Origin of the sequence: Pandoraea anhela (genome assembly GCF_902459655.1) — a bacterium.
GTDB classification, from domain to species: domain Bacteria; phylum Pseudomonadota; class Gammaproteobacteria; order Burkholderiales; family Burkholderiaceae; genus Pandoraea; species Pandoraea anhela.
On the sequence record NZ_CABPSB010000005.1, the window covers coordinates 38,502 to 61,481 of the forward strand.

Consider the following 22,980-nt stretch of genomic DNA (forward strand, 5'->3'; position numbering starts at 1 on the left):
CCAACGGGTACTTGGTTTACGCAATCTGCCCGATGAATGTGACGATTGTTTGCCGATCCCGTCTAATCGATGCACGATGCCCGCGATTCGCCAGCTTTGCCGAACCGACCCAACTAAAAAGTATCGTCTAGCCTGACCTGGACATCACCAATGCCCACATCCGCCGCCCCGTCGGCCAGATGCATGGTCACCTGCTGACCCCGTTGCAGTTTTGACGGATCGCGCAGCGGCTGCCCTCTCGCATCGAGCACTGCGGCGTAACCGCGTTGCAGCGTGCGGCGCGGATTGAGTAATTCGAGTTGCGCGGTCGCATCGGTCAGACGCTGGGAGGCACGCTCGGCACGACGCGACATCGCCGCCCGAAGGCGTTGCGAGAGCAAGGCCACGCGCTCATGTTGCGGTGCGACATCAGGCACGGCTCGCGTCAGACGCAGACGCAACATCTCGAACCGGCTGCGACGCTGCGCGAGGGGTCGCTCCAGCGCATGCCGCATGCGGTCGGCCAGATGCGCCAGCTCGCCGCGTTGGCGCGCCAGACGCTCACGCGGCGATACCAGTCCCCGCGACAGGCTGTCGAGCTGCTGGGCACGCTGCTCCAGCGTGCGTCGCATGGCGCGGCTCAGGCGTTGACGCTCACGGTCGATATCGCGCAGGCACTCGTCGCGCGCCGCAGTGATGAGTTCGGCTGCCGCCGTGGGGGTCGGTGCGCGCACGTCCGCCACGAAATCGGCAATCGTGAAATCGGTTTCGTGCCCCACGCCCGAGACCACCGGCAATTTGCTGCGGGCGATGGCGTGAGCCAGCACTTCCTCGTTGAACGCCCAAAGGTCCTCGATCGACCCGCCGCCACGGCACAACAGAATCGTGTCGACTTCGTTACGGGTGTTGGCGGTGTCGAGCGCCGCCGCAAGCCGCGAGGCTGCGTCGGCGCCTTGCACGGGCGCGGGATAGACGACGATGGAGATGTGCGGCGCGCGGCGCGCCAGTGTCGTCAACACGTCGCGCAACGCAGCCGCCTGCAACGACGTGACGACGCCGACCCGGCGGGCATAACGCGGCAACGCGCGCTTGCGCTGGGCATCGAACAGGCCGGCAGCAGCGAGCTTTTCCTTAAGACGCAGGAACGCCTCATAAAGATTGCCCTGCCCGGCGCGGCGGATCGCCTCGACGTTGAGTTGCACCTCGCCGCGCGGTACATACATGGACAGCAAGGCACGAACTTCGACCCGGTCGCCCTCTTTCGGCGAGAAGTCCGCGTGCTGCGCGCGCCCCCGGAACATGACGCAACGCATTTGCGCCTGCGCGTCCTTGATCGAGAAATACCAATGGCCGCTGGCCGCGCGCGTGAAGTTGGAGATCTCGCCACTGACCCATGCCAGAGGGAAGCTCCGCTCCAGCACGCCGGCGACGGCCTTGTTCAAATCTGAAACACTTAGCACGCGATCCGCACCACCAGAGGGCCGGGCGTCGTCGAAAGATAGGTTCATGCGTGTGCGCTGACGAAAAACTGTCCACAGGCCCGCTAATTTAAGGGTTTTCTCGTCCGGGCGCCCCATATTTCCTTCAGCGGGACGCCAAACCCTTGATTTATCTGGGTTTGCAAGGGGTATCCGTGACGCGACGCGTTGCGATTTCAGCGTCGACGCCAAGATATATCGTCGGCGGGCGACATGTGCACATAGTTATCCACAGGCAGGTGAAAAAGTCTTGGGAATGGTGAGGTTGCGGGGGTGTTCATTTCTGAAACCGCTCATTGCCCATTTTTTCATCACGAACTAAAAAGTTCCGTCGTGTCAAAGAGTTGCCAGACGTATCCCAAGGTTGTCCACATCCTTGTGCTCGTGAGGTGTGGAAAACGGTGCTTGCCCATCCCCCCCCTGCACGCTACAGTTCGGACTCGTTTGCCCATCCCCGCAACAAGCAAGAGGTCGTCTTTGTTCGCCGTCATCCAGGCCGCCGGCTGGCCCATCTGGCCACTTCTCATCGCTTCCGTCATCGCCCTCGCCCTGATCGTCGAGCGCGCCCTGTCGCTGCGCCGCACGCGCGTGCTCCCGGGTGGCGTGCTCGAAAACGCGATCACGCTCGCCCGTCGTGGCACCGCCAAGCAGGACGCCACCGAAGCCCTGGCGCGCGGCTCGATGCTCGGCCGCGTGCTGGCGACCGGCGTGAGGTACGTCGCTCACAATCCGCAGGGCCCGCGCGAGGGCGCCAAGGAGGCGCTGGAGGAAACGGGACGCGCCGTCGCCCATGAACTGGAACGCTTTCTGCCGGCGCTCGGCACCATCGCCTCGGTCGCCCCGCTCATGGGGCTGTTCGGCACCGTGGTCGGCATGATCGAAATCTTCGGCGCACAGGATGCGACCGGCACCGACCCGGCCCAACTGGCGCATGGTATTTCCGTTGCGCTCTACAACACGGGCTTCGGGCTGATGATCGCGATTCCCGCGATGATCTTCTATCGTTACTACCGCACGCGTGTCGACGCCTTCCTCGTGGAACTCGAGACGCAGGCCGTCCACTTTCTCGATGCTACGCTGCCGCGGCATTGATCCGAGAGACACACGATGAATTTCCGTCGAGGCCTCTCCACGCGCGATGAGCCGGAGATCAATCTGATCCCGCTCATCGACGTGCTGCTCGTCATCCTGATCTTTCTGATGGTCACCACGACCTACACGCGCTACACGGCGCTCAAGGTCAATCTCCCGACGGCGGACGCCGAGAAGGCCGTGGTGCCGCCACGTCAGATCGTCGTCTCGGTCAGTACCGACGGCAGTTATGCCATCGATCGCCACTCGCTTGCGCAACGCGACGTGGCCAGCCTGAGCGCGGCACTGCGTCAGGCGGCCGGGCCGGCGAACACCGGTGCGGAGCCGCCCGTCATCATCATCAATGCAGACGCCAAGAGCGCCCATCAGTCGGTCATCAATGTCATGGAAGCCGCGCGTGAGGCCGGCCTGTCGCGTCTGACTTTTGCAGCGCGCTCGACGTCCGCGCAACCGTCCCGATGACCGACGCCGCTCGCCCTGACCGCCCTGCCCCCACGAACGGGGCGCGCGCACGTGCGCTCGTGCCGAGACTGTCGGGGACGCTGGTGCATTGGGTCACGGCGCAGTGGCAACGCCGAGGGGTCGTCGCATGGCTGTTGTGGCCGCTGTCATGGGTATTCGGCGCCCTCGCGGCATGGCGTCGCATGCGCTTTCGCCAGGGCTGGAAACGCTCGACGCGCCTGCCCGTGCCGGTCGTCATCGTCGGCAATCTCACCGTGGGCGGCACCGGCAAGACGCCGACGGTCATTGCGCTCGTCGGCGCATTGCGCGCGCAGGGCTACACACCAGGGGTGTTGTCCCGGGGTTACGGTGCGAAGCTTGTCCGCCCCACGGAAGTCAGTGTGACCGCACGCCCCGAGGACACCGGGGATGAGCCATTGCTGATCGCCAAACGCACGGGCGCGCCGGTATGGGTCTGGCCGTCGCGGGTCGAGGGGGGCCGGGCATTGCTTGCCGCGCACCCGGAATGCGATGTCATCGTGTGCGACGACGGGCTTCAGCATTACGCGCTGGCACGCGATGTCGAGATCGCCGTCTTCGATCACCGCTTGGGCGGCAACGGTTTTCTGTTGCCGGCCGGGCCGTTGCGCGAGCCGTTGTCGCGCCGGCGGGACGCCAATCTCATCAACGATCCCTATGGCAGAACGCTGCCGGCATGGCCCGACACGTGGCGGCTGACGCTCACGCTCGGCGACGCGTGGTGCGTGAGTCAACCGTCCCTCACCCGAGCGCTGTCGCACTTTGCCGGCAAGCGCGTGTTGGCGGCTGCCGGCATTGGTGCGCCGGAGCGATTCTTCGCGGCGTTGCGCGCGGCAGGCTTGCAAATCGAGACGCTGGCGCTGCCCGACCATTACGACTTTGCAACGAATCCGTTCGACGGCGTTGCCGCCGACGCCATCCTGATCACCGAAAAGGATGCAGTAAAATGCGTCACCTGGTCCGACCCGCGTGTGTGGGCCGTACCTGCCGAGGCAGCGCTAGATGCGCGTCTCGTATCACTGGTAGTGGAGAAATTGCGTGGACAACCGACTGTTTGAGATTCTCGTCTGCCCCTTGTGCAAGGGCCCGCTGGAGCTGGATAAGAAAGCCCAGGAGCTGATTTGCCACGCAGACAAGCTCGCTTACCCGATTCGCGACGGCATTCCCGTCATGCTGGCCGATGAAGCGCGCCAGTCCGTCGAAGGTACGCCCGTCCCGCTGAACGACGACAAGTCCACATCGTGAGCGATACGAAAGCCATCGTCGATTTCGTCGCCGTGGTGCCTGCGCGCCTCGCGTCGACGCGCCTGCCCAACAAGCCGCTCGCCGATATCGGCGGCAAACCGATGGTCGTGCGCGTCGCAGAGCGTGCGCGAGAGTCAGGGGCGCGTCAGGTGGTCGTGGCAACGGACGCCCAAAGCGTCGTGGATGCCGTCTCCCCGCATGGCTTCGACGTCGTGCTCACCCGCGCCGATCATCCGACCGGCACCGACCGTCTGGCCGAAGTCGCCGTTCAGCAAGGCTGGCCGGATGACACCATCGTCGTCAACGTGCAAGGCGACGAACCGCTGATCGACCCGCGTCTGGTCCATGCCGTGGCGGCACATCTGGCCGAACACCCCGAGTGCGCCCTGTCCACGGCAGCCCACCCGATCACCGACAACGCAGAGATTTTCTCGCCGAATGTCGTCAAGGTCGTGCTCGACGCGCACGCCCGTGCCCTCTATTTCTCGCGTGCTCCCATCCCCTGGTCGCGTGACGCGTGGTCCGCCGGACTGGCCAATACCGCCACGTTGCCCGCCGCCACAACGCCGGTCTTCCGTCACATCGGGCTTTACGCCTACCGCGCCAAGTTTCTGCGCAGCTATCCCAGCTTGCCGCAAGCGCCTGTCGAGACAGCCGAATCGCTTGAGCAGTTGCGTGCGCTCTGGCATGGCGAACGTATCGCCGTGCTGGTGACGGACGACGCGCCGCTGCCGGGCGTCGACACGGCGGAAGACCTCGAACGGGTACGTACATTGCTGAAAAGCTGACGTCCAAACCCGTACGCGATTCGGCGCAGATCCGAGTTTGGACAGGTCGTCGGCATGTCCCGGAAATCGCAACGCCATCACGTCGGCAGGTCTGCAAAACGCCGCCGGACGGGCACGACGTGGCATAATCGCTCTGATTCTCGCGAGCAGACCTTGGTCGCGCACGCGTCGCGCCCTGCCGAGCGCGTCGTCTGCGCGTAGCGCGGTTGGCCGGTCACCGGACCCGCAACCGCAGCGACACACCGGGGGATGCACCCGCCTGCCACACGCACAGCATTTACAAATCACAAACTTTCAGGAGTCATCGATGCGTCTGATTTTGTTGGGGGCACCCGGGGCCGGCAAGGGCACCCAAGCTACTTTCATCAAAGAAAAATTCGGCATCCCGCAAATCTCGACCGGCGACATGCTGCGCGCCGCGATCAAGGAAGGCACCCAACTGGGCCTCGAAGCCAAGCGCTTCATGGACGCTGGCGATCTGGTGCCCGACGCCGTGATTATCGGCATGGTGAAAGAACGCCTGACCGCCGACGATTGCAAGAACGGCTATCTGTTCGACGGTTTCCCGCGCACCATCGCGCAAGCGGAAGCCATGAAGGAAGCCGGCGTCGCCATCGACTTCGTGCTCGAAATCGACGTGCCGTTCGACGAAATCATCACCCGCATGAGCGGCCGTCGCACGCACCCGGCGTCGGGCCGCACTTACCACGTCAAGTTCAACCCGCCGAAGGTCGACGGTGTGGACGACGTGACCGGTGAGCCGCTCGTGCAACGCGAAGACGACAAGGAAGAAACCGTCAAGAAGCGCCTCGCCGTGTACGAATCGCAAACCAAGCCGCTGGTGGCCTACTATTCGGATTGGGCCAAGCACGGCAGCCCGGGCGCAATCGTCGAAGCCCCGCAATATCGCAAGATCTCGGGGCAGGGCAGCGTGGATGAAATCCGCGCGCGCGCATTCGACGCACTGAAGTAATTCAGTCGTCATCGCGCCGATGTCGGGGCGCTGCGAACCCGACATGTCGGCGCTGCCAGCACGGCATAAGTCACATAAGTAGCATAAGTAACGCCACGGAAAAGGCGGCCAGTTCTGACTGCGCCGCCTTTTTTGCCGATAGGAGGATGACGCATGGAAATTCAGGGCAATGTGTTTCTGATCACCGGTGGCGCCTCAGGGCTGGGCGCAGCGGCGGCACGCTGGCTCGCCGGACTCGGCGCCAAGGTCGCGATAGCCGACGTGAATGTCGACGAGGGAGAAGCGCTCGCCGGAAAACTCGGCGGCAAGTTCGTCAAATGCGACGTCACCCGTGAAGACGACGGCGAAGCTGCCGTGGCCGCAGCCCAGTCGCTCGGCACGCTTCGCGGTCTCGTCAATTGTGCCGGCATCGCCATCGGCAGCAAGACTGTCGGCCGCGACGGCCCCCATCCCCTCGACACCTTCTCGCGTGTCGTCCATATCAACCTGATCGGCACCTTCAACATGATTCGCCTCGCGGCGAGCGCCATGAGCCGGAACGAACCGAATGGCGAAGGCGAGCGCGGCGTGATCGTCAACACGGCTTCCGTCGCGGCATTCGACGGGCAGATGGGGCAAGCCGCTTATGCCGCGTCGAAAGGCGGTGTCGCGAGTCTGACGCTGCCGGTCGCGCGCGATCTGTCGCGCAGCGGCATTCGGGTCATGACCATCGCCCCGGGCATTTTCGAAACGCCGATGATGCTCGGCATGCCGGCTGACGTGCAGGCGTCGCTCGGACAAATGGTGCCGTTCCCGCCGCGTTTGGGCAGGCCTGCGGAATACGCCATGCTCGTCGAGCAGATCGTGCGCAACCCGATGCTCAACGGTGAAGTCATTCGTCTGGACGGCGCGATCCGGATGCAGCCGAAGTAACGCGTCTGGCGCAGCGGCGGGACAGTACGCGGGGGCCCGGACATGTTGTCGCACCGCAGCAAAATGCCGCGCCGACTATGACTACAATGGAATGCCGACCGGATCCGACGGTCGGCCCCAGACACCGGCTTTCATGCGCTCCGACCGGTGCCCGAGCATTCTTCCCGTCGTCCCCCGAGGCAGGAGGCTGGCATGAAATCACTGGCGCAACAGATGTCGTTCTATCAGCGCTATCACCGTAGTCCCAAGAATCGTCTGACCCATTTCTTCGGCGTTCCCATGATCATCCTGGCGGTGATGCAGGCGTTCTCTTGGGTGCCGCTCGGCCCCAGCGGCCTGAACGCGACGCATGTGATCGTGCTGGTGCTGCTGATGTACTACTTCCTGCTCGACGTTCCACTGGCGCTCGCCATGACGGCATGCTTCGCCGTATTGCTTGCCGTCACGCAGCAGCTGGCGAGGCTCCCGCTGCCGTGGGCGCTAAGCGTTTTCGGTATGCTTTTCGTCGGCGGCTGGATCGTGCAACTCATCGGTCATCACTTCGAGGGGCGCAAGCCGGCATTGCTCGACAACCTCTTTCAGATCTTCATCGCCCCCGTGTTCCTGATGGCCGAAGTGTTCTTCCACTTCGGTTACAAACCGGGACTGCAACGGGAAGTGCAGGAACTGTCGATGCAGTCGGTATGACGGTGTGAAACCCGCGCACGGGGATGCCGAGATTCCTGAGAATACTGAGAATAGGGCGACAGGTTTCACGCGTAGAGACGCAAAAAACGAAACGCCAGCCGATGATCACGGCTGGCGTTTCTCATTGCGCACCGACCTCGGGCGCCGTTTAGCCGTGGCTTCCCGGTCGGCGGCTCAGATCGTCGAGCACCTGGCGAATCGCATCGGCATCGTCGGCGTCGGGCCGTTTGCTCAGATAGAGTTCCAGATCGTCCTGCGCCGGACGCACGAACCCCAGGCGCGCATACGCCAACCCGCGATCGCGCTTCTCGATCGGCTGATCGGGCAAGACGAGCACCATGCGCTCCTGTACCGCGAGCAGCCGCTCCCATCGCTCGTTTTGCGTGTAGATCGCTCGCAGGTTCCGGAGCATGCGCGCCAGAATTTCACGCGGTGACGCCGGCTCCAGAAACGGATGCAACAACGCCCACAGCGCCAACTCCTGAATCGGTTCGGCGCTCTCGTCACGATAGTGCTTCAGGTAAGGCTCCACCATCTCGAGCAATCGTTGCGGCGAGAGGGAATGGCCTGAGATCGGGTCGATGACGACATCGCCTGCGGGCACGGCCAAGCGCAGCAGGAAATGGCCGGGAAACGACAGACCGCGTAACGGCAGCCCGATCTGATGGCCGATTTCCATGCACAACACGGCCAGCGAAATCGGAATGCCGCGACGCCGGTCGAGCACCACGTGCAAATGGCTGTTGTCCGGATCGTAATAATCGTTCTGATTGACCGTGAAACCGAGTTCACGGAAAAAGAAGTGGTCGAGCAGTTGCAGCTTCTGCAACGGCCCGGCGTCAGGCGGCAGACGCCGCGCCAGACGGGCGGCGAGCGCGTCGATCTGGGTCAGCGTGTCCTGCACGTCGAGATCGGGATAGACGTCCTGCGCGATAGCGATAGCGGCCTCGGTCAACGGCAGGCCGTCGTCGGACGCCACCAGCGCGGCAAAGTACTCGAGAATTCGATTTGCCATGCGGTATCCGTGAATTCCGCCGCATCGCGCCCCGTTCCAGCGATCCCGCAGGATCAGGAGTGGGTGCGTCTGCGGAAGAACGAGAAGTTGAAACCCATGAGGAATAATGCCCCGAAATACACCACGGCGCATAGCACCAGACTCGCCCCGAGTAACGCGATTCGCGCCAGCGGACGCGCACCGAGCGCCACCCAGTCGAAGCTTTGGGTAAACCACAGCAACAGACCGGCCAGAATCAGACACGCCGCGAGCAATTGCACGAAAAACAGCCACCACCCCGGCGCCGGGCGATAAATGCCGCGCTTGTAGAGGCCGGCGAAAAGCAGCGCGGCGTTCATGCAGGCGCCCACCCCGATCGACAGCGACAACCCGGCGTGCGCGAACCAGCGCACGAAAAGCACGTTCGAGAGCTGTGTGGCGATCAGTACCACGATGGCAATCTTCACCGGCGTCTTGATGTCCTGTTTCGCGTAGAAACCCGGCGCGAGAATTTTGATGAGAATCAGGCCGACCAGACCGACCCCATAAGCCGTCAACGCATGCGCGGTCATCGCCACGTCGGTCGCGTCGAAGCGGCCGTATTGATAGAGCGTCGCCGTCAGCGGCTCGGCATAAACGAACAGGCCGACCGCACTTGGCATCGCCAGAAGAAACGTCAGACGCAGGCCCCAATCGAGCAGCGCGGAATACTCGGCAGCGTCGCCGTCCGCGCTGGCGCGCGACAGGCTCGGCAGCAAAATGGTGCCAAGCGCCACGCCCAGCAACGCCGTCGGGAATTCCATCAGACGGTCGGCATAGGCCAGCCATGACACGCTGCCCTGAGCAAGCCGCGAGGCAATGTTCGTATTGATGATCAGGCTCACCTGCGCGACCGACACGGCGAGCGTCGCGGGAACCATCTTCGCCAGCACGCGCTTCACCCCGGCATTACGCAGCGCAGCAACGACATTGAAGGTGATGCGCGGGAGCATACCGATGCGGGCAAGCGCCGGCAGTTGAATGACCAGTTGCAACACCCCGCCGACGATCACGGCGTAGGCCAGCGCATAGACGGGCGTCTCCAGATGCGGCGCGACCCACAGCGACGCCACGATCGAGCTGACGTTGAGCAGCACCGGCGCGAATGCCGGCATCGAAAACTGACGCCACGTATTGAGTACCCCGGCGGCGAGCGTGGTGATCGAAATCAGGGTGATGTAGGGGAACATCACGCGCGTCATGAAGACGGCCGCGTCGAAAGCGCCGTTTTCGCGAGACAGGCCCGTCGCCACGGCGTAGACGACCCCGGAGGCGCCGAGCACCCCGGCGAGCGTGATCGAGAGCAAGACCCAGAACAACACCGTTGTCACGGAGTCGACGAGGGTTTTGGTCTCGTCAGGACTGCGTTGCGACTTGAATTCGGCCAGAATTGGGACGAATGCCTGCGAAAATGCCCCTTCGGCGGACAAGCGGCGCAGCAGATTGGGAATGCGGAACGCCACGTTGTAGGCGTCGGTCATGGGACCGGCGCCGAACATGCGTGCGATAAGAATTTCACGAATCAGGCCGGTGATGCGCGAAAGCATCGTGAAACCGCTGACCGTAGCGAGAGCTTTGAGCAAATTCATGTTGCGCGTATTATACGCACAGCAGTGCAGCAAAGAAGTTGCAATTTCCGTTTCGCTTCGGCTATAATCGACGGTTTCGAAGTCAATGGATTGCTTCCTGGCCACCGTGTCTCCCAGGGAGCCGAGCCAAACTGCATAGAAGCCGCATCAGGCGGAGCAATTCAAGGAATTCACAGAACATGGCAAATACCGCACAAGCACGCAAGCGCGCGCGTCAAACCGTTAAGATCAACGCCCACAACTCGGCGCTGCGTTCGCGTCTGCGCACGGCTGTGAAGGCTGTCCGTAAGGCCATCGCTGCTGGCGATCAGGCTGCTGCCAAGGAAGTGCTGCGCACTTCGGCCAAGACGATCGACATCATCGCTGACAAGAAGATCGTTCACAAGAACACCGCGGCTCGCCAGAAGAGTCGCCTGTCGGCCGCCATCAAGGCGATGTCGGCTGCTGCCTAAGACAGCATAAGCTGCAAAGCAGAACAAGTTGCTTGCCGGTTCCGACTACGGTCGGGACACTAAAAAGCCCGCTTCATGCGGGCTTTTTTCTATTGGGCGCTCACATTGCCGTTGTGTCCTGCGCCGTGCGTCACTGGTTGCTCTCTGGTTGCTCCCTAGTTGCATTCGTCCAGCCCCCTCTGCGCCCGCCCTCTTCCCCCTCCCGTCAAATCTCGTCGATCGCAGAATGAAACGTTTCGTGTAACGAACCGACAGGCCGCTGCGCCACATCCCGATGCCGGCCCGCTCTCCATCTCCTGCCGAAGCGTGCGCATGACACGCCATGCCATGCCATGACACCCCACAACATCGCATAGGCGCCAGGCGCGGCAATGACGGTGCTACAAGGTAATACGCGAAGGAGAAATGCAGACGCACCTTGATACCGATGAGGTGATAAAGAGGTGCTGAAGCGACGCCGGAGATGCGGCAGTTCGACGGTGAGTCAGGGCCAAAGGCCCGGCACTCACGTCTGGCCGAAAACGGCCGAGGGGGAATTATTTGACGTCGGGAACGAAGCAGGCTTCGGTCATCTGCAAACCGTTGTCACGGGCAAAACTCATCACGAAATCGAACATTCGCGGTTCGATATCGCGTAGTCGCTCATCGACAACGACGCACTTGACGTCACCTACCATCGTCGGACGCACATAGGGGGAGTACTGCATGTATGCGTTCGGGCCAGAATTGCTTCGGCCGCAGAACGACACGGCGCCGCACAGACGTTCCGCCCAGTCACTCGGACGAAACTTCTTGCCATCCAGGGTCAGCCCCTGAATGAAATACTCGCGCGCGGGAACCTGGTCGGTCATATCGCTCAATCACCTCAAAAAACACCTGGCCAGCCGTACGCGGGTAGCGTTGCTGACAGAGACAGTATTATATCTTATATAAGACTGGAACCTGTCCCCCACCATCGCTGCGGATGTTTTTTTCAGTCTTGCCAGCCCATTTTGGCTGTGCCGCAGCGGGCTCGATAATACGCTTTTCGTGTGACGACAAAACGATTTGGTAGACTAGGGGCCGTTCCCCTGTAGCCAGCAACCGGTAGAACACCTTCACGAGCCTGACCGGGGGACAGGCCTCAAGGCTTGTTCGTCGTGCCGAACGTGTCCGAGTTCCCAGCGAGTGCTTAGCATCTTGGCGGTGAATTCACGCGACATCGGCCTCCAGCAGAACATCCAAATGACCACCGCCAAACCCATCAAGCATTACCTTCAGTTTTCGGATCTCACGCTCGACGAGTACGACTACGTGCTAGAGCGTACCCGCATCCTCAAAAAGAAATTCAAGAACTACGAGACGTATCACCCGCTGCACGACCGCACGCTGGCGATGATCTTCGAGAAGAGCTCGACCCGCACGCGCCTGTCGTTCGAAGCCGGCATTCACCAGTTGGGCGGCCACGCCGTGTTCCTGAACACGCGGGACACGCAGCTCGGTCGCGGTGAACCGATCGAAGACGCCGCGCAGGTGATTTCGCGCATGACGGACATCATCATGATCCGTACGTTCGGTCAGGAGATCATCGAGCGCTTTGCCCAGCACTCGCGCGTGCCCGTGATCAACGGCCTGACGAACGAATACCATCCGTGTCAGGTGCTGGCGGACATCTTCACGTATTACGAGCATCGCGGCCCGATCAAGGGTAAAACCGTGACCTGGATCGGCGACGCCAACAATATGTCGTACACGTGGATTCAGGCGGCCGAAATCTTCGGCTTCCAGTTCAATATCTCCACGCCGCCGGGCTACCGCCTCGATCAGGCGATGGTGGCCGAATCGAGCTGCCCCTTTGTGCGCGAGTTCGACGACCCGCGCGAAGCCTGCGAAGGCGCCGACCTCGTGTCGACGGATGTCTGGACGAGCATGGGATTCGAAGCGGAAAACGAGGCACGCAAGGCCGCTTTCGCGCAGTGGTGCGTCAACGCCGACCTCATGCAGCGCGCCAAACCCGACGCCCTGTTCATGCACTGCTTACCCGCCCACCGCGGTGAGGAAGTGTCGGCAGAGGTGATCGACGGCGCGCAAAGCGTGGTCTGGGACGAAGCCGAGAACCGTCTGCACGTGCAAAAGGCGCTGATGGAGTTCCTGATGCTGGGCCGCGTGTAATCGCAGACACCGCCAGCGACCGACGCCCGGACCGGCCTGCCGCCACCCGGGCGTTTTTCATGGCGACACCACCATTGGCTCGACGACCGCATTCTCGTGCCAGCGCCATCCGCTCACGCTTGCTCCCCACCGCTACCTCGCACCCACCCACGCGCCGTGCGGCCCCGTTTCAGTACCCTACGCGCCCAACGTTCCGCTATCATCGCTGACACGCCGCCGTCGCCCCACTAACGCGACAGCGAGCGTTTCATGGCGGCACAACGCCGTTCGTCTCGCCCGTCTGCTCCCTCCGGAATTTGCACTTTATTGCACCACAACGGGGCAATTTCGTTGTGCATTGCACAAATTTCTGACGGGTGGACGCGCGAAACGTGCTAGCATGAATTCGACGTCTGGCCCGTTCAGGCCCGGCATCCCGACTCTCCCACGCGACTCCCGCTCGCATTCGACACAGCATTCGGTCATGACGCAAAACGCCACGCAGTTCGACAACGTTTCCGTAATCAAGCGCGCCAACACCTATTTCGACGGCAAGTGCGTCTCGCACACCGTTCTGTTTCCGGACGGCACGCGCAAGACGCTGGGCGTGATTTTCCCGGCGACGCTCCAGTTCGGTACCGAGGCGCCCGAAGTCATGGAAGTCACGGGCGGCCGTTGCCGCATTCGTCTGGCAGGACAGACCGAATGGCAGGAATACGCCGCCGGTCAGCAATTCTCCGTGCCGGGTAACAGCAAGTTCGATATCGAGGTCGTGGAGACACTCGATTACGTTTGCCACTACGGCTAACCGTACGGCCAGCATCGCGAGGGCGCGGGACCTCCCGCGTCGTCGCCCTCTCGGCCGGTTCAGCGCGGCCCGGCGCCGCTTCTCACTATGTCGCGACTGCCTTCCGGTTCCCTCGATCATGCGATCAATCATTCGATCGATAACGCGATCGATAACGCCGTCGACCCTGCTGCCGACGCCGCCGACGCTGCTACCCGCCAAACGCCTGACGCACCTGATGTACCTGATGCACTTGATGCACTTGATGCGTTAACGCCGTCCGCCAAGACGCCAATCACGCACACCGCGCCACCGGGCGAGGCCGCTTCCCCTGTCGCACGTATCCCTTCGGATACGCCGCATCCCCCCGATGCACCCGACACGTCGCCCCCCGATCTGGAACCCACGGACGTCCCGCTGCTGCCCCCCGAAGGCACTCGTCACGACAGGAAAGCCAGACCCTCGCGCAGCCGTTCCGGCACGAACGCCGACGCAAAGCGCAAGGGCATCGATCTGGGGCTACAAGGGGGCGGCGCACACGGTGCGTACACATGGGGCGTACTCGACAAACTGCTCGACGACGGACGGCTGGAATTCGAGGGCATCAGCGGGGCGTCAGCGGGCACCATGAACGCGGTCGTGCTCGCGCATGGTCTGCTCGATCGCCCCGGCGTCGATCCCCGCGAGAAAGCGCGCGAGGCGCTGCATAGTTTCTGGCTTGGGGTCTCGCAGGCGGGATCGTCTGCGACCGCATGGGCGCAGACGGTGTTCAGCTGGCTCAACGGGCGTCCGACCGAATACCCGGTCTGGCACGACTGGATGCAGAGCATGCAGCAATGGATGATGCCGTTCTCGCAGCCCCCGGCCGAGATCAATCCACTGCGCACGGTGCTCGAAGCGCAAGTCGACTTCGAGCGGTTGCGCGACAGCACCGCAACGCATCTGTTCGTCTCCGCGACCAACATCCGCACCGGCAACATCCGCATCTTCCGCACGCACGAAATCACGCTCGACGTGGCCATGGCGTCCGCCTGCCTGCCATGGCTGTTCAAACCGGTGAAGATCGAGGAAGACTTTTACTGGGACGGCGGCTATCTCGGCAATCCGGCGCTGTATCCGTTTTATTACGAGACGGTCACAAGCGACATCCTGATCGTGCACATCAACCCGATCGAGCGCAAGGAAAAGCCGGTGCTCCCCGGGCAGATCATGAATCGCGTGAACGAGATCACATTCAACGCGTCGTTGCAGCGCGAGTTCCGGGCCATCTCGTTCGTCCACAAATTGCTCGACGAAGGATGGCTCAAGCCCGAGTTTCGCGAGCAGCTGAAGTATCCGCTGATTCACTCGATTCGTGCCGACAAGGAACTCTACGATCTGTCGTCGTCGACAAAATTCGTGACGGACTGGCATTTCCTCACCACGCTGCGCGACCGCGGGCGCGACGCCGCCGCACGCTGGCTGGAAGCCCATTATGCCGACGTGGGCGTGCGCTCCACCGTCGATCTGAAGCGCGACTACCTGCAGCGTCTGCCCGACGCCACCGCGATCAAAGCATGAGCGGCTCGGGTTCGAGCGAGATGCCGAAGCGTTCCTGAACGCTGGCCTGCACCGCACGGGCCAGCGCCACGATGTCCGCACCGCTTGCGCCCCCACGATTGACGAGCACCAGCGCCTGACGCTCATGGACGCCCGCGTGGCCCAGCGACTTGCCGCGCCAGCCGCATTGATCGATCAGCCAGCCCGCCGCAACCTTCCACGTGCCATCCGGCTGCGCGTAGCCGACCGCTTCGGGAAAGCGTGCTCGCAGCGCGTCGAACGTTGGCGTATCCACCACGGGGTTCTTGAAGAAACTCCCCGCATTGCCCAGGATTGCGGGATCGGGCAGCTTGCGACGCCGGATCCCGGCCACGGCATCGAAAATTTGCCGCGCGTCGGGATGCTCGACGCCCGCCTCGGCCAGCGTACGCGACACGTCCGCATACCCGGTCACGGCCTGCCACGGCTGCGGCAATCGCAAGGTGACGGACACGATGATGTAGCGGCCCGGTTCGCGCTTGAACAGCGAGTCGCGATAACCGAAAGCGCAGACGTCGCGGGATAGCGTAACGAATTGCCCCGTTGTCGTATCGAGCGCGCGCAACTCGGCAAACCGCTCGGCCAGTTCGAGCCCGTAAGCCCCGATGTTCTGAATCGGCGCCGCACCGAGCGTGCCCGGAATCAGCGCGAGGTTCTCGAGGCCCGGGCAGTCTTGCAAGAGCGTCCAGTCGACGAAGTCGTGCCAGACCTCGCCCGCGCCGCCGCGCACATAGCGCGCGTGCGGATCGGCGGCGTCGTCCGGAAGACGCTCGCGGCCGCGGATGGCCATGCGCAGCACCACACCATCGAAGTCCCGCGTGAGCACGATGTTGCTGCCACCGCCGAGGACGAGACGCGGCAGGCCGGCCAGCGCCGGCATGGCGAGGGCTTGCGTGAGCGCCGCTTCACTGTCGATCGTCACGACATAGCGGGCAGTGGCGCGCAGGCCGAAGGTATTGAATTCGCGCAGGCTGACGTCGCGTTGCAACTGGAACATGGAGTATGTGCGGGTTCGTGGGTGCCGCCGTGCCATGGCGCATGGGCGCCGGGGCCGTCAAGACCTTGGGGCAGTCCCTTGGGGTCTGTCGGGGCCCCGCTGGGCGGGTCGATTCACGTCCGGAAGGGACGCGGGACCGACGGCTGAATTACAATGTCGGGCGAAAGAATGATGCGCGACATTATACCGGCCATGCGGGTGCATTCCTCCCCGGGGCAACGCCTGCCGTGGCGCAGGCCGCCGCAGGAACGAATGACGCGCACGGGCAGACGACTGCCCGCCAAGGACACGGCACGCCTCGCGTGCCATTCACGAACCCTCAGTAATTCAGGAGAACCAGATGCCATCGTTTGACGTGGTTAGCGAAGCCAACATGGTAGAGGTCAAGAACGCCGTCGAGCAGGCCAACAAGGAGATCTCGACGCGCTTCGACTTCAAGGGATCGGACTCGCGCGTCGAGCACAAGGAGCAGGAGCTCACGTTGTTCGCCGACGACAATTTCAAGCTCGATCAGGTCACGCAGGTGCTCATCGCCAAGATGGCCAAGCGCAACGTCGACGTCCGTTTTCTCGACTACGGTAAGGTCGAGAAAATCAGCGGCGACAAGGTCAAGCAGGTCGTGAAGGTGAAGAAAGGCGTCGAAGGCGACCTCGCGAAGAAGATCGTGCGCATCATCAAGGACAGCAAGATGAAGGTGCAGGCGAGCATTCAGGGCGACAGCGTGCGCGTCTCCGGCGCGAAGCGCGACGACCTGCAAAGCGCAATGGCGCTGCTGCGCAAGGACGTGACCGACACGCCGCTCGACTTCAACAACTTCCGCGACTGAGCGCTGCCGCTCGCATCGCCACCGTCGTCCCCGCACGGACGACGGGCACAAAAAACCCGCAGACTCGCTGCGGGTTTTTTATTGGCCGATCCGTCGATTCCCGACTACCAACTACCAACTGCCGACGCCCGGACGCGTCGTTCACTTCTTCTGGCCGATACGGCTTTCCTTGCCCGCCATCAACTTGCCGATGTTCGCGCGATGGCGATAGATCAACAGCATCGCCATGACGATCACGGCCGGCGAATACGGACCGAAACCGTACATGAAAACGTAATACAGCGGCGCGAACACCGCCGCGACCAACGCCGCGAGCGACGAATAGCGGAAGAAGACAGCAATGATGAGCCACGTGGCCATCACGGCCAGGCCGAGAATCGGGCTGATGGCGAACAGCACGCCGGCGGCCGTGGCCACGCCCTTGCCGCCCGCGAAGCGCAGAAACACCGGATAAAGGTGGCCGAGAAAAACGGCCAGCGCCACCGCCGCGAGCCCGAAATCGCCCACGCCCCACGCGTCGGCGAAGCGTTCCGCCAGATAAACCGCCAACCAACCCTTAAGGGCGTCGCCAAGCAGCGTCAGCACGGCGGCCTTCTTGTTGCCGGAGCGCAGCACGTTCGTCGCGCCCGGGTTGCCCGAACCGTAGCTGCGAGGGTCGGCGAGACCCATCGTGCGACTGACGATCACCGCAAACGGCACTGAGCCGATCAGATACGCAAGACCGATAAAAACCAGTGTGGCCATGAACTTCGAGCGATTGGAGAATTTGTAATGGCCGCCATTTTACTTGAGACGCTGCGCTGCCCCATTCTGGCAAACACGGGGTTGTGCGTTGCCGTGCCCCGATTTTCGGCTTGCGTTGGGAAATCACTTCAAATGAATCTCGACTACGCAGTACGCGGAACCGCCATATCTCGCTCCGGGTCCCTCAGAAACGCGCATTGTGCTAGCGCACCAGGAAGGAGGATTACGACAATGACAAAGATTCGCGTCGCAATCGCCGACCCCCATCCCGTTGTCGTTGCCGGCCTGATGCACGAACTGGGCAAACGGACCTCGCTGGAAGTCCTCGGTGCGGCGCGCAGCGCTGCGGGGATCGTCGACTTGCTGAACCGGTCGCCATGCGATGTGCTAGTGACCGATCACACCATGCCTGGCGGCCGGTACGGCGACGGTCTGTCGCTGCTCGCCAACGTGCGGCGCATGTTTCCCTGTGTCCGCATCCTGGTGCTCACCGCCATGCAAAACCCCGCCATCGCGCGGCAGATCGCCGATCTCGGCGTCGCGTCGACGCTGTGCAAATCCCGGGACATCGACGACGTGATCGCCGCCATTCACGCCGCGCATCACGGCTTGCGTCACCTGCAACGCACCTCGACGGCAACGGGCGCCCTGCCCGGTCTGGGCACCACGTTATTGAGCCAGCGCGAGGTCATGGTGCTGCGTCTGTATGTATCGGGGATGTCGATCAACGCCATTGCAGCGAAGGTCTATCGCACGAAGCAGACCGTCAGTGCGCAAAAGCGCAGCGCCATGCGCAAGCTCGGCATCGAGTCCGATGCCGACCTGTATCGCTTCGCACTCCAAACCGGCCTGTCGGACGGCGAGCCGATTCCCCTCGCGCGCGACGACATCGCCGACGCTACCGACGCTACCGATGTTGCCGACAGCGACACGGCGAACGACCTGGGCGATCCCGCCTGATTTCCCCGGAATTCGCGCAGCGCTCGCCTCGTGGCCCGTACAAGCGAGCCCATCGCCGAAGCGCGTGCGGCAGCGGAAAAAGGTGATAGCGACGTCCATGCCACCGACCGGCATGCTCAAATCGACGCCGCGTCGACGAACATTTCAATCCGGATCTGCCCCTCGTAAACGCCCGCCACTTTGGATCTCAGGATAAAGGGCACAATCTCGAAAGTGAGCGTCGCCGGGGAGCACGCCACTGGCAATGGCATGCCGGGCAATCGCACGATCCGGATCGCTGTCTGCGCCACGGGCGTGAAGCTGGCCGCCGGGTCGCCCGCATTCAGCCATCGATGTGCGCCGTCGTACGTGAATCCCACACGGTAGTCGATTCGCTGGTCGGGCAGCATGCCGTTGGTCTCGCGTAGCACGAGCGACGCGTGCCCGGGCGGCCGTTCGGGCAAGTTTCCGCCGCGCACGTCCGACGCGCGCACCCGCAACGCCCCGCTGGAGTTCGAACCGAAGCCGTCGTAGAAACACACGTCCACCGTTCGTCCGCCGAAGACGAGGGGCTGGAATCCCGGTCCGGGACGTGCTCTCAGATCGAACGCGACACGTGGCGACGGATTCGAGAGTCGCGGGAAGTAAATCTGCGCGTTCTGCCGATCGGTCACCTTCAGTTCGATGTCGTAGCTGTGCACCGCGCTGGGCGCCTGGCTCTGATACTCCCGGATGTCGAACTCGAGACGGCCGCGCCATATGCCCCCGATCGGAATCTTCCGCAACTCGGCGCGATTGATCGTGAACGCGTATCGGGAGACGTCATAGGGACGTCCGCCACACGCAATAAAGTTACGCTGAGAATTGAACTCCGTGATTCGGTGCCCACAAGTGCTGCTGGCCACGGTAACGATTTTCGTCGCGGTGATGTTCAGGTCCACCGTCAGTTTGGATCGATTTTCCGTAAAGCGTAACGTCACGATACTCGACGCCGGATCCGCAACATTGGACGGCCGTGTCGCACACGCGCCCAACGTCGTGTCGGTAGACGAACGACAGGCATACCACGTGCGCGAGCCAAGAATGTTGCCAGCCGTATAGTGAGCGCTGATTTGCCTTCGAAAATTCCATTGTTGCGGCGCCGACGATCGGTCGAACGTCAGTGAAACGCTTTCGTGACGGTCCGTCGGCACGGACTGCGCGGCGACCGGCGAGGCCATTCCCATGGCGCCGATACCCGCCAGTACAGCGAACGCTCGCACTGCACGCATTGCGACGATCGGCGGCCCGACTCGTCTGGCTCGTTGGATAAAACGCATACGCCCGGCTTTCCTTTCAGTCATGTTTCGATAACGACATCGCCCGATGACATACGAGGTCAACGACGCGTGGTCTCCTCGCGCGTCGACACCCCGACACGTCGGTCCGTGCGCGCTTTCGCCTCGATCAGCAAACGCTGCACGCGCGATTGCGATTGCAGCGTCTGCGGCAACGACTGCTGGGCGACGACATCGCACTGCATGGTGCCGGTGAGACGCACGACGTCGCGGCGCTCGACATTGCGGATCTCGCAACGCATCGGCTGCCCCCGGTCGAGCAGATAGAGCGCCGAGAGCGGATGTGACGACTCGATCATGAATTCGCCGTGTGCGTCGAGCGGCGGCGCCGCCACGCTCAACACGCGTGCGTTGTCGAGCGACAGCCCGTCCGGGCCGATCGCCCGTCCGACGTAGGTATAGCTGCGCGTGGCCGTCACCCGATGCACTTTCATGCGGCCCGGCGTCAGGAAGTAGTCTTGCGGGCCTGCGCCACGCAGCACGCCGACCGAGTAGTCGGAGAGTCCCTGCCACGCCTCCGCCACTTCCCCTTGCTGAACGCGATAGCCGCCGATGGGCGTCATCGCCGCCGCACCGAAATCGACCGTGAGCGGACGTCCGCCAACCTGCAATGTGGCGGCAGCGCTGTCCGTCGCGGCCTCGGTGGGGTCAAGCGCATCCGCGTCATCCCCGGCATACGCCGTGTCGCTCACCACCAGGGCGACGCCAGCGGGCGGCTCACCGGCAAGCATGGCCGGACCGACCACCACTCTGTCGCGCATCACGGCGAAACTCGACGCATAGCTGCCGGAGAACGCGCCGCTCGCACTGCCCACGCCCTCATTGCCGAAGCTTCGCGAGAACATTGCCTGCACGTCGCCATAGCGGCCGTCCACGGCGCCACGAACGTTCGCCGTCCCGCCGCCGTTTTCCGTGCCGCTCAGCCCAACGGCGATCTCGCGGCGCGACGTGTCGTCCCATGTCCAGGCGTGTGAGGCGTGGTAGTCCACGCGCGCGCCGCGCTCCTCGGTGTTGCCCATGCGAACATCGACCCCGCCGCTCGAGAACGTCGACAGGCTGGCGCCCGCCAGCGCGGGCCGGTGCATGCTTACCGAGAGGTTGACGAAGGCGCCGGCGTCCGGCCGGCCGACGTCGGCGTAATGTCGCCGGTATCCGCCCACGCGCGTGTTGATGACGAACCGTTCCCATCGGAACGAGCGGCTCAGCGTGGCTTGAAGCGTTCTCGACACACCGGCGCGCTGAGCACGTCCGTTCCAGAACGGATCGTCGCCCGGGGCTGCGGCATACGACGTGCGTGCGCCGTGCGCGCGACTTTGGCTGTAGCCCGCACTGCCTTGCCACTTGCCCAACGGCACCGAGACACTCGCATTGAGCGAGTCGTAACAGCCCAGACTGATCGCATCGACATCCCGCGCGAACGGGCCGCTACCGCAGTTCGCCTGACGCATCTGGTAACGGTAAAGACTCAGCCCCATGCCGTTGGAGAAGGAAATCGACTGCGTATTGCCACGCGCGCCGCCCGTGCCCATGAGCAAGGCGGCGGTCGTCGTCACGCGACCGAGTGCAAATGCGTGTTGCCAACTGACTTGCGTCTCGTTGAACACTTGCGACGGCAGCCACACGAGCCCGGAAGTCAGCGTTACGCGCTGCCCGAACGACGTACGCACGCCCGACTGCACCGTGAGACGCTCGCGACGATTCGGGTCGTCGAAACGGCGGCGATTTACCGTGCGTCCCGCCTGAACGAACCATTGCGTTCCTCGCCCGAACATTGCGCCGCCAACCTTCGTGTACGGCTCGGTTTCGGTGCGCACCAGCCTGTCGCCTTCGACGATACGCAGTGTCACCAGATACGCGCCTTCGGGGAAGTAACGCGTATCGAACTGCTGAACGCCCGCAGGCAGATAGGCACTGCCCAGCAGTTCGCTGCCACGGTAGGCGTCGACGCGCGAATCGCGCGTGAGCAGCACCGTCAACGGCGATCCCTGCGCGGCGACCGCCTCGTTGAGATAGGCTTGTGACGTGCCGATACGTGCACCGTCGAAGCGCTCCACCGGCAGCAATGAAAATCCGAAACTGCCGCCCTGCGCGCTGGACAGATTGCGCTGATCCATTCGGCCGGCCTGAACGTAGTGCGTCGCGCCGAGATCGTGCCGGTAGTAGAGACTGTCCACGCTTGCGCGCGTGCCGTCCGACGGTACAGACAAGCCGTTGTCGTACGCACCGCTGCTCGCATGCACGAGCGACCACGTGAAGCCCGCATAGCTCGCGGGCGAGATCCCCAGCGCGCCGTTTCCGAGCACGGTGAGGTTGCGATAGCGCTCACGCGTCGATGCATTCACGACCTGCGTGTGAACCAACGCGCGCTCGCTACCCGGAGAATTGGTGTGAAACGCCGGGCCGGCAGTGTTTTCCGCCGGTAACCAGTCCTTGGCGAGAAAGAGTTCGAGAACGCCTTGCGTCTCGTCGAAAATCGCGCCGGCCGACGCCGTCTCAAGATACCAGCAGCCCGTTTGCACGGCTGCGCCGGCGCAGGCGAGATGGCCGTTGCGCGGCATGGGTTTGCCGAGCACCTCGATCAGTGAGGCCGGGGCGGCCGTTGAGCTAGCCGGTACGGGCAACGTCATGCGCGCCTCGATGGCGCGCACGACCGCTTCGGGCGTCTCCAGTCGCACATCGTTCGGGTCGACGAACACCGGAAACACGCCGAGCGAGTGCCCGAGCAGCCGAACGTCGACGTGCTCGACCTGTCCGAGAGCAATGTCTTCGAACCCGGGCGGAACCGCGTCCATGGGTCCGGCTTGCGACGCATTGGCGTCGAGCAGAAGCCAGGACAGGCAGACGAGGTAGGTATGACGGACCGTTGACATGATGAAGCGATGCAAGGCGAGAATGCTGGAAGGTGCCGCTTCACACCGCGGCACCTCAGCACCT

22 protein-coding genes are annotated in these 22,980 nt (G+C 63.2%); 14 read left to right on the forward strand and 8 right to left on the reverse strand.

Annotated elements, in window-relative coordinates; translation table 11 throughout:
* Positions 1–113: 113 nt before the first annotated feature.
* Entirely contained in the window at positions 114–1,487 is a 1,374-nt protein-coding gene (xseA, locus tag PAN31108_RS09100; protein ID WP_150668550.1) for an exodeoxyribonuclease VII large subunit, read from the reverse strand.
* A gap of 447 nt (positions 1,488–1,934) precedes the next feature.
* Between xseA and PAN31108_RS09105 the strand changes: the two genes are divergently transcribed.
* From PAN31108_RS09105 to PAN31108_RS09140, 8 genes are all read left to right on the forward strand, one after another.
* Entirely contained in the window at positions 1,935–2,549 is a 615-nt protein-coding gene (locus tag PAN31108_RS09105) for a MotA/TolQ/ExbB proton channel family protein (RefSeq protein WP_150668551.1), read from the forward strand.
* Positions 2,550–2,564: 15 nt separating this feature from the next.
* The gene (locus tag PAN31108_RS09110; RefSeq protein WP_150668552.1) at positions 2,565–3,011 is read left to right on the forward strand and encodes an ExbD/TolR family protein; all 447 of its coding nucleotides are present in this window, start codon (positions 2,565–2,567) and stop codon (positions 3,009–3,011) included.
* Positions 3,008–4,087, forward strand: coding sequence for a tetraacyldisaccharide 4'-kinase (gene lpxK / locus PAN31108_RS09115; RefSeq protein WP_370819607.1), 1,080 nt, complete (start codon positions 3,008–3,010; stop codon positions 4,085–4,087). The genes PAN31108_RS09110 and lpxK overlap by 4 nt, the downstream gene beginning before the upstream one ends.
* Entirely contained in the window at positions 4,068–4,274 is a 207-nt protein-coding gene (locus PAN31108_RS09120) for a Trm112 family protein (RefSeq protein ID WP_150668553.1), read from the forward strand. The genes lpxK and PAN31108_RS09120 overlap by 20 nt, the downstream gene beginning before the upstream one ends.
* Entirely contained in the window at positions 4,271–5,062 is a 792-nt protein-coding gene (kdsB, locus tag PAN31108_RS09125) for a 3-deoxy-manno-octulosonate cytidylyltransferase (RefSeq protein ID WP_150668554.1), read from the forward strand. Before PAN31108_RS09120 ends, kdsB begins: the two co-directional genes overlap by 4 nt.
* 307 nt (positions 5,063–5,369) lie before the next feature.
* Entirely contained in the window at positions 5,370–6,035 is a 666-nt protein-coding gene (gene adk, locus PAN31108_RS09130) for an adenylate kinase (RefSeq protein WP_150668555.1), read from the forward strand.
* Positions 6,036–6,188: 153 nt separating this feature from the next.
* Positions 6,189–6,947: a 3-hydroxyacyl-CoA dehydrogenase gene (locus tag PAN31108_RS09135; protein ID WP_150668556.1), complete on the forward strand. Its 759-nt coding sequence runs from the start codon at positions 6,189–6,191 to the stop codon at positions 6,945–6,947.
* Positions 6,948–7,139: 192 nt separating this feature from the next.
* Positions 7,140–7,634, forward strand: coding sequence for an Mpo1 family 2-hydroxy fatty acid dioxygenase (locus PAN31108_RS09140; RefSeq protein WP_150668557.1), 495 nt, complete (start codon positions 7,140–7,142; stop codon positions 7,632–7,634).
* Positions 7,635–7,782: 148 nt separating this feature from the next.
* Here PAN31108_RS09140 and PAN31108_RS09145 read toward each other — a convergent pair whose 3' ends face one another.
* Together PAN31108_RS09145 and murJ are read right to left on the reverse strand one after the other, a co-directional pair.
* Positions 7,783–8,649 (reverse strand): SirB1 family protein, encoded by an 867-nt coding sequence (locus PAN31108_RS09145; protein WP_150668558.1) that lies wholly within the window; start codon positions 8,647–8,649, stop codon positions 7,783–7,785.
* A 53-nt stretch (positions 8,650–8,702) separates the two neighbouring features.
* Complete coding sequence (gene murJ, locus PAN31108_RS09150; protein WP_442417677.1) at positions 8,703–10,301, reverse strand: murein biosynthesis integral membrane protein MurJ; 1,599 nt, start codon at positions 10,299–10,301, stop codon at positions 8,703–8,705.
* Between the two features lie 134 nt (positions 10,302–10,435).
* On the opposite strand from murJ, the gene rpsT reads away from it, so the two are divergent.
* Positions 10,436–10,708: a 30S ribosomal protein S20 gene (rpsT, locus tag PAN31108_RS09155; protein WP_039367301.1), complete on the forward strand. Its 273-nt coding sequence runs from the start codon at positions 10,436–10,438 to the stop codon at positions 10,706–10,708.
* A gap of 536 nt (positions 10,709–11,244) precedes the next feature.
* On the opposite strand, the gene PAN31108_RS09160 is transcribed toward rpsT, so the two are convergent.
* Positions 11,245–11,559: a DUF3579 domain-containing protein gene (locus PAN31108_RS09160; protein ID WP_150668560.1), complete on the reverse strand. Its 315-nt coding sequence runs from the start codon at positions 11,557–11,559 to the stop codon at positions 11,245–11,247.
* 373 nt (positions 11,560–11,932) lie between these two features.
* Here PAN31108_RS09160 and argF point away from each other — a divergent pair, with 373 nt between their 5' ends.
* From argF to PAN31108_RS09175, 3 genes are all read left to right on the forward strand, one after another.
* Positions 11,933–12,859, forward strand: a complete 927-nt coding sequence (gene argF, locus PAN31108_RS09165; protein ID WP_150668561.1) for an ornithine carbamoyltransferase — start codon at positions 11,933–11,935, stop codon at positions 12,857–12,859.
* Between the two features lie 463 nt (positions 12,860–13,322).
* Positions 13,323–13,646, forward strand: coding sequence for a pyrimidine/purine nucleoside phosphorylase (gene ppnP, locus PAN31108_RS09170; RefSeq protein WP_150668562.1), 324 nt, complete (start codon positions 13,323–13,325; stop codon positions 13,644–13,646).
* An 87-nt stretch (positions 13,647–13,733) separates the two neighbouring features.
* The gene (locus PAN31108_RS09175; RefSeq protein ID WP_246183857.1) at positions 13,734–15,185 is read left to right on the forward strand and encodes a patatin-like phospholipase family protein; all 1,452 of its coding nucleotides are present in this window, start codon (positions 13,734–13,736) and stop codon (positions 15,183–15,185) included.
* Here the strand turns inward: PAN31108_RS09175 and murB are convergent.
* Entirely contained in the window at positions 15,175–16,200 is a 1,026-nt protein-coding gene (gene murB, locus PAN31108_RS09180; RefSeq protein WP_150668563.1) for a UDP-N-acetylmuramate dehydrogenase, read from the reverse strand. The genes PAN31108_RS09175 and murB overlap by 11 nt on opposite strands.
* A 340-nt stretch (positions 16,201–16,540) precedes the next feature.
* On the opposite strand from murB, the gene PAN31108_RS09185 reads away from it, so the two are divergent.
* Positions 16,541–17,026 (forward strand): YajQ family cyclic di-GMP-binding protein, encoded by a 486-nt coding sequence (locus tag PAN31108_RS09185; RefSeq protein ID WP_150668564.1) that lies wholly within the window; start codon positions 16,541–16,543, stop codon positions 17,024–17,026.
* A gap of 141 nt (positions 17,027–17,167) precedes the next feature.
* Here the strand turns inward: PAN31108_RS09185 and plsY are convergent, their stop codons facing one another.
* The gene (gene plsY / locus PAN31108_RS09190) at positions 17,168–17,770 is read right to left on the reverse strand and encodes a glycerol-3-phosphate 1-O-acyltransferase PlsY (protein ID WP_150668565.1); all 603 of its coding nucleotides are present in this window, start codon (positions 17,768–17,770) and stop codon (positions 17,168–17,170) included.
* 231 nt (positions 17,771–18,001) lie between these two features.
* On the opposite strand from plsY, the gene PAN31108_RS09195 reads away from it, so the two are divergent.
* Entirely contained in the window at positions 18,002–18,730 is a 729-nt protein-coding gene (locus tag PAN31108_RS09195) for a response regulator (protein ID WP_150668566.1), read from the forward strand.
* Positions 18,731–18,846: 116 nt separating this feature from the next.
* On the opposite strand, the gene PAN31108_RS09200 is transcribed toward PAN31108_RS09195, so the two are convergent.
* Together PAN31108_RS09200 and PAN31108_RS09205 are read right to left on the reverse strand one after the other, a co-directional pair.
* Positions 18,847–19,980, reverse strand: a complete 1,134-nt coding sequence (locus PAN31108_RS09200; protein ID WP_174994910.1) for a CblD like pilus biogenesis initiator family protein — start codon at positions 19,978–19,980, stop codon at positions 18,847–18,849.
* Positions 19,981–20,087: 107 nt separating this feature from the next.
* Positions 20,088–22,916, reverse strand: a complete 2,829-nt coding sequence (locus PAN31108_RS09205; RefSeq protein WP_150668568.1) for a TcfC E-set like domain-containing protein — start codon at positions 22,914–22,916, stop codon at positions 20,088–20,090.
* Positions 22,917–22,980 lie beyond the last annotated feature (64 nt).